Origin of the sequence: Anaplasma marginale str. Florida (genome assembly GCF_000215485.1) — a bacterium.
In the GTDB taxonomy this organism is placed as follows: domain Bacteria; phylum Pseudomonadota; class Alphaproteobacteria; order Rickettsiales; family Anaplasmataceae; genus Anaplasma; species Anaplasma marginale.
This window is the reverse complement of the sequence record NZ_AFMS01000154.1, coordinates 1-589: the sequence shown is the minus strand read 5'-3', so window position 1 is coordinate 589 and position 589 is coordinate 1. Positions and strand designations below refer to the sequence as shown.

Below are 589 nucleotides of genomic sequence, written 5' to 3'. Positions count from 1 at the left end.
TTAAGCTTCTTACTAACAGCTAGATCCTCTAGCCACTTGATCCTATTTATCTGTCTTCCCAGTTTTGCTATATCTCCACCCTCTAGGAGTGCGTTGATCTTGGCTAGTTTTTTCTCCAGTATCACTAACTCCCAGTCCTTTGTTTCTCCTACACCCAGCGCCACCAGTCCCAGGTCTAGTACTGCTCCAAAGAGCCCTTTGGCTTTTCGCTTCTCAGCCAGCTCCTTAGTTAGCTTAAGCTTTTCCTGCTCCAGCTCCTTCTTATGCTCCTCCAGTACCTTCTTCTGACTTTCCAGGCTCTTCCTATCTAGCTTACTTACCTTTTCTACCAGCTTCCTCTCCAATGCCACAGTTCTAGTTGTAAGCTGTAATACCTCCTGAAGTTCCAGTCCTCCAGCCTGCCGCTTCTCTGCCAGTGCCTTAACTTCCTTAATCTCAGCTAGCATCCCCAGCTGCTCTTCCAGCTCCAGTCTTATCTCCTTGAGCATCTGTACCAGCTCTGGCCCTTCCTTCAGCTCCCTTATCGCTGCTAGTTCTTCTAGCTTGCTCTTGAGATTTTGTAACAGCTTCTCCTGGCCCTCCACCTTCT

At 48.4% G+C, this 589-nt stretch carries 1 pseudogene; it reads right to left on the bottom strand.

The window, feature by feature from the left end:
* Nucleotides 1-589 (bottom strand): annotated as a pseudogene (locus GAC_RS05730) (hypothetical protein); the annotation flags it as partial.